General features: G+C 57.1%; 8 protein-coding genes. 3 read left to right on the top strand and 5 right to left on the bottom strand.

What is annotated here, in order from left to right; translation table 11 throughout:
- Positions 1-11 precede the first annotated feature (11 nt).
- Together HMPREF9538_RS12405 and ydeE are read right to left on the bottom strand one after the other, a co-directional pair.
- Positions 12-494 (bottom strand): helix-turn-helix domain-containing protein, encoded by a 483-nt coding sequence (locus HMPREF9538_RS12405; RefSeq protein WP_002904389.1) that lies wholly within the window; start codon positions 492-494, stop codon positions 12-14.
- A 129-nt stretch (positions 495-623) separates the two neighbouring features.
- Positions 624-1,820 (bottom strand): efflux MFS transporter YdeE, encoded by a 1,197-nt coding sequence (gene ydeE, locus HMPREF9538_RS12410; protein ID WP_004176243.1) that lies wholly within the window; start codon positions 1,818-1,820, stop codon positions 624-626.
- Between the two features lie 195 nt (positions 1,821-2,015).
- Here ydeE and eamA point away from each other — a divergent pair, with 195 nt between their 5' ends.
- Positions 2,016-2,915 (top strand): O-acetylserine/cysteine exporter, encoded by a 900-nt coding sequence (gene eamA, locus HMPREF9538_RS12415; protein ID WP_004143566.1) that lies wholly within the window; start codon positions 2,016-2,018, stop codon positions 2,913-2,915.
- A 48-nt stretch (positions 2,916-2,963) separates the two neighbouring features.
- Here eamA and marB read toward each other — a convergent pair whose 3' ends face one another.
- Genes marB through marR form a run of 3 tightly spaced genes read right to left on the bottom strand, consistent with a single transcriptional unit; the run spans position 2,964 to position 4,052 of the window.
- Complete coding sequence (marB, locus tag HMPREF9538_RS12420; protein WP_002904394.1) at positions 2,964-3,182, bottom strand: multiple antibiotic resistance protein MarB; 219 nt, start codon at positions 3,180-3,182, stop codon at positions 2,964-2,966.
- Between the two features lie 40 nt (positions 3,183-3,222).
- Complete coding sequence (gene marA / locus HMPREF9538_RS12425) at positions 3,223-3,597, bottom strand: MDR efflux pump AcrAB transcriptional activator MarA (protein ID WP_002904397.1); 375 nt, start codon at positions 3,595-3,597, stop codon at positions 3,223-3,225.
- A 20-nt stretch (positions 3,598-3,617) separates the two neighbouring features.
- A complete protein-coding gene (gene marR, locus HMPREF9538_RS12430; protein ID WP_004143563.1) occupies positions 3,618-4,052 on the bottom strand; it encodes a multiple antibiotic resistance transcriptional regulator MarR in 435 nt (144 codons plus the stop codon).
- 89 nt (positions 4,053-4,141) lie between these two features.
- Here marR and HMPREF9538_RS32265 point away from each other — a divergent pair, with 89 nt between their 5' ends.
- Both HMPREF9538_RS32265 and HMPREF9538_RS12440 read left to right on the top strand, forming a co-directional pair.
- On the top strand, positions 4,142-4,270 hold the full coding sequence (locus tag HMPREF9538_RS32265) for a hypothetical protein (RefSeq protein ID WP_004217987.1): 129 nt from the start codon (positions 4,142-4,144) through the stop codon (positions 4,268-4,270).
- 43 nt (positions 4,271-4,313) lie between these two features.
- Positions 4,314-4,982: a MarC family NAAT transporter gene (locus HMPREF9538_RS12440; protein ID WP_002904403.1), complete on the top strand. Its 669-nt coding sequence runs from the start codon at positions 4,314-4,316 to the stop codon at positions 4,980-4,982.
- Positions 4,983-5,074 lie beyond the last annotated feature (92 nt).

Raw genomic sequence — 5,074 nt, 5'->3', positions numbered from 1 at the left:
GGTTTTGCGGCCTATTTGCGCAGCAGCCGCTGCAGGCGCGCCTGGCGCCAGTTTTTAATCCATTCGCCGAACACGAACAGGCGTAATCCTCTCACCACCAGCAGGGCGCCCCAGATCAGGGCGACCCAGCCGGACCAGTAGTACTGTGGATTAGTGAAGCGGTTAAGCACCGCCAGCAGCACGCAAACCACCAGCGCCACCGACAGCGAACGGAAAAAGCGGCTCTCCTGATGCACCCGCGCTTTGGCTTCCTCTATGCGCAGATCCAGTGAGGCTTCCTGGCCCGGCGCGTCTTCCCGCCGGGCTTCGCCGCCGATCTCGGCCACCGTCACCTCAAAGACCGCGGCGAGGGCGCTGAGGGTCTCCAGCCCCGGGCGTTCGCCATTCTCAATGCGCTGGATCGTGCGGACGCTGAGACCCGCCATTTCGGCCAGCTGCTCCTGGGACCAGGCGCGCTGCAGCCGTAATTGTTTGACCTGATTGTTGCTGTTCATATTCGTATGCTCCATAACGTTCTGCGGATGTAAACCTGTGATGGAGTATGGTGAACCGGGCCGCCAGCCACCACGACAGCGACCCGACAACGGCCCGACAGCAACCTGACAGCCGCATGCCAGCTGGCGTCAGGCGTTGGCCAGCGGAGAATCCGGTTGCCAGGGGCGGGCATTGATCCCGCGGAAAATCATCAGCCAGGCGGCGACAATCGCCACGATAAGAATGACAAAAAGCGACCAGTGCGGCAGATGGGTGAGGATCAACCCCGTCAGCATCGGGTTGAATGCCGCCCCCAGCCACCCCAGCGACTGGGCGGAGAAGTAGCTGGCCTTCATCCCCGGCGGGGCAATATGGTCAATCAGCATATACTCCCCGGGGGCATAAATCACTTCCCCGAGGGTGAAGATCGCCGCCGAGATCCCCCACGCCCACAGGCTGGCGCCAGAGAACATAAAGCCCACAAGGCCGATCACAAAGCAGACGGTGCCGAAGGTCATCAGCGGGCGGATATTTCTCGCGCTCAGCCGCCGGCCAACCGCGTACTGCAGAGCAACCACCACCGCGGCGTTGACCGGCAGCACCACGGCCACCACTTTCTCGGCGAAATCGCTGCTGGCGACCACCAGCACATACTGCGAGAGACAGGAGGCGAAGGCGCCGCCGACGAAGGAGGCCAGCAGCCCGGAGCAGGTAAACCACAGCAGCGCCCGGTCGCGCAGCAACACCGAAGGCGACCAGGGCGCGGCGCCCGGCTGGGCCGCGGCGGCGCCATCCCGCTGAAGAAACAGCTGAATAAACACCAGCGGAAAGGCGGCGCAGGCGGCCGCCAGCCAGAACGGCAAATTGATACTGTGCATTACCAGCAGGGTGCCGATGGGCGGCCCAACGGTCCAGCCGATGTTGAGGATGGTGTAGTTCAGCGAGAAGATGCGCGCTTTTTTCTCTGCCGTCAGCCGATCGGCGAACCAGGCTTTCAGGACGGTGGAAAAGACCGAGTAGGCGCAGTTGATCAGCGCAAAGAAGATCACCACCAGGAGGGCGTTATTGACCAGCGGTATTGCGCTGAAGCCGAGAATAAACACCAGCACTGACCACACCATATAGCGCTTTTTATCGAACCTGTCAGCGAGGATGCCAAAACCCATGCTGAACAACACCCCAACCACCAGCGCCAGCGACAGGGCATAGCCAATCACATCCACCTCCAGCTGAAAGCGTCGGGTGAGATAGATGGTCATAAACGGCAGTGTGGCCCCGCGGCCGATAGTCAACAGTAACGACGATGCCAGCAGCGCGATGGTGGAGCGCCGGAGAGTGGTGATCATGATTTCCTTGCCTGTCATGTTGTTATAATTTTATGTCTTCGATCACAAATAACACGGTCATTACGCCTTGTACAGGTCATCGCGGTCGACGGGCGCACTTCCGGGCCTGCCAAAAATAATGATCTATCCCGGCGGCCGCTTTTTCGCTACTTTGATTTTGTTCACAAAAATTCCAATAACGACAGAGGCAGGGGTATGACGAGGAAAGATGGACTACTGGCGCTGCTGGTAGTGGTGGTGTGGGGGCTTAACTTTGTGGTGATTAAGCTGGGGTTGCACAATATGCCGCCGCTGATGCTGGCGGGGCTGCGCTTTATGCTGGTCGCCTTCCCGGCGCTGCTGTTTGTCGCCCGGCCAGCTATTCCGCTGCGCCTGCTGCTGGGCTATGGCCTGACCATAAGTTTCGGTCAGTTCGCCTTTCTGTTCTGCGCTATCGGCCTGGGTATGCCGGCCGGGCTGGCCTCCCTTGTGCTGCAGGCGCAAGCCTTCTTCACCATCATCCTTGGCGCCTTCGTCTTTGGCGAACGTCTGCAGGGCAAGCAGCTGGCGGGGATCGCCCTGGCGATCTTTGGCGTGCTGGTGCTGGTGGAGGGCAGCCTTGGCGGGGAGCATGTGCCGCTGGTGGGCTTTATGCTGACCCTCGCGGCGGCGCTCAGCTGGGCCTGCGGCAATATTTTCAACAAAAAAATCATGTCCCAGGCGAGCCGGCCGCCAATCATGTCGCTGGTGGTCTGGAGCGCGCTGATCCCGGTGCTGCCGTTTATGCTGGCCTCATTGTTGATCGATGGCCCGCAGACCATGCTGGCGAGTCTGCAACACATCGATCTGCTAACGATACTGTCGCTGCTTTATCTGGCGTTTATCGCCACTATCGTCGGCTATGGCATCTGGGGATCGCTGCTGGGGCGGTATGAAACCTGGCGGGTGGCGCCGCTGTCGCTGCTGGTGCCGGTGGTGGGAATGGCCAGCGCTGCGCTGCTGCTCGGGGAGACGCTGAGCGGACTGCAGCTCACCGGGGCGGTGCTGATTATGGCCGGGCTCTACATTAATGTCTTTGGCTTACGTTTGGTGCGGCCTGGCATGGCGCGCGGATAAAAAAAAGCCCCGGAGACGGGGCTATACACAATTATGCGTGTAATGGCATCACAGGTCGTGCTGCTGGTAGTACGGCACGCCAAGTTCGTCAGATTTATCATTACCAGCCGCCATATGATTGAAATCAAACGGCGAATCATTATGTTCGGAAGGGATAATCATTGTATCACGCTGGTTTTGACGCACCGGCGTGGTGTTTTGCTCCGCATAGCTGAGGCTGGAGGCCAGCGACAAGAGTACGATAGCTGCGGCAGCGAATAGTTTCATGATTTCCTCAATACGTCTTTTATAGTGCAGGCGATTAACATCAGTTATTTAGCGGATGTAGATAGCGGGATTCGCCAGGTACATTCGTTATGCGATACTTGTGGGGCGGAACATCGAAATAGTTCTTGAACGTTCGCGTCAGGGTCTGCTGCGACTCGAAACCATAGCGTTCCGCCAGGTACAGGATTGGCTCATTGCTCTGCTTGAGCTTCTGCGCAATCTCCGTCAGCTTGCGGCTGCGGATGTACTGGCCGAGGGAATGGCCGGTCTCTTTCTTAAACATACGTTGCAGGTGCCACTTAGAGTAACCGGAGCGCTCAGACACTTTTTCCAGCGACAGGGGCGATTCCAGGTTATCCTCGATCCACGACAAAATACTATGGATAGTGATGGCGTCATTATTACGTCTGGACATCATCTTACCTCTTCTTATTTTTACGGCAGGACCTTCTTGAGCAGTTGCTCAAGCATGGCGACTTCGTCCGCCGACAGATTTTTCGTTAACTCCTGGTGTAACTTCTGACCCACAACCTGATGACACTGCTCGCAAAGGGCTGCGCCGTCCGGCGTCAACTGCACCAGCACGCCGCGCTTGTCAGCGGGGTTGGGTAACCGTTCAATCCAGCCTTTGCACGCCAGGCGGTCGAGCATGCGCGTCATCGCGCCCGGGTCGACGGAAAGCACGGTTTTCAGCTCAACGGGGGTAATACATACTTCGCAACGAATGGAGCAGAGCACGCGAAACTGGGTCGCGGTAATATCCATAGGTGAGAGGTAGTCATTGAGCAGGCGATCTTTTTTCTGGTTAACCATCTGGATCAAGCGACCCAGCGGGATCATTTCATTAAACAGGTCGCTGGTACTTTTCATAATGGTTGCCCAGGCAAGTAATTAGTTGCAGGTGATACTATTGCCCAGGCAATCATAAGTCAACATTATGAATTGGCCGATGCCACGATTTGCTAAAATGGAAAAGTACGATGTGGGTCACTCTTTATGATTTTTCTAACGCTTGTTATTTTTTTGCAGAAGTGATTTATCAGCAGGCTGGCGTCAAATTTGTTGAAGCCGATATACTCACGGAATGAAACCATTCTTAAAAAATGAATATTAACGGGACTTTAATTAACTATGTTCGATTTGTTTAAAGCAATAGGGCTCGGCCTGGCGGTGCTTTTACCGCTGGCGAATCCACTCACAACCGTGGCGCTGTTCCTTGGCCTGGCCGGTAATATGAACAACGCCGAGCGTAATAAACAGGCGTTAATGGCATCGGTGTATGTCTTCGCCATCCTGATGGTGTCGTGGTATGCCGGTCAGGTGGTGATGAATACATTCGGCATATCAATACCTGGGCTGCGTATCGCCGGCGGATTGATTGTGGCCTTTATCGGTTTCCGCATGCTGTTTCCCCAGCAAAAAGCCCACGATTCGATGGAAGCGAAGATCAAATCGGAAGAACTGCAGGATGAACCGACCGCCAATATCGCCTTTGTGCCGCTGGCGATGCCAAGCACCGCCGGTCCGGGCACCATCGCGATGATTATTAGCTCCGCCTCGACCGTTAAGCACGGCGTGGACTTCCCGGAGTGGGTGGTGCTGGCGGCGCCGCCGATCATCTTTTTGCTGTTAGGGGTGATTCTGTGGGCTTGTCTGCGCAGTTCCGGCGCGATTATGCGTCTGGTTGGCAAAGGCGGCATCGAGGCCATCTCGCGACTGATGGGCTTTCTGCTGGTCTGCATGGGCGTGCAGTTTATTATTAACGGCGTGCTGGAGATCATTTCGACCTGGCATCCCTGACCGCCCGCGATGCGCAGAGAAAAAAAGCCCCCCCCCGCGGGACCCGGCGGGGTGTTTTTTTTGGGGGGGAGGGGGGGGGGGGGGGGGGGGGG

The organism is Klebsiella sp. MS 92-3 (genome assembly GCF_000195655.1).
GTDB classification, from domain to species: Bacteria; Pseudomonadota; Gammaproteobacteria; order Enterobacterales; family Enterobacteriaceae; genus Klebsiella; species Klebsiella pneumoniae.
The sequence above is the reverse complement of the archived record's forward strand: the minus strand, read 5'-3'. Positions and strand labels throughout refer to the sequence as shown.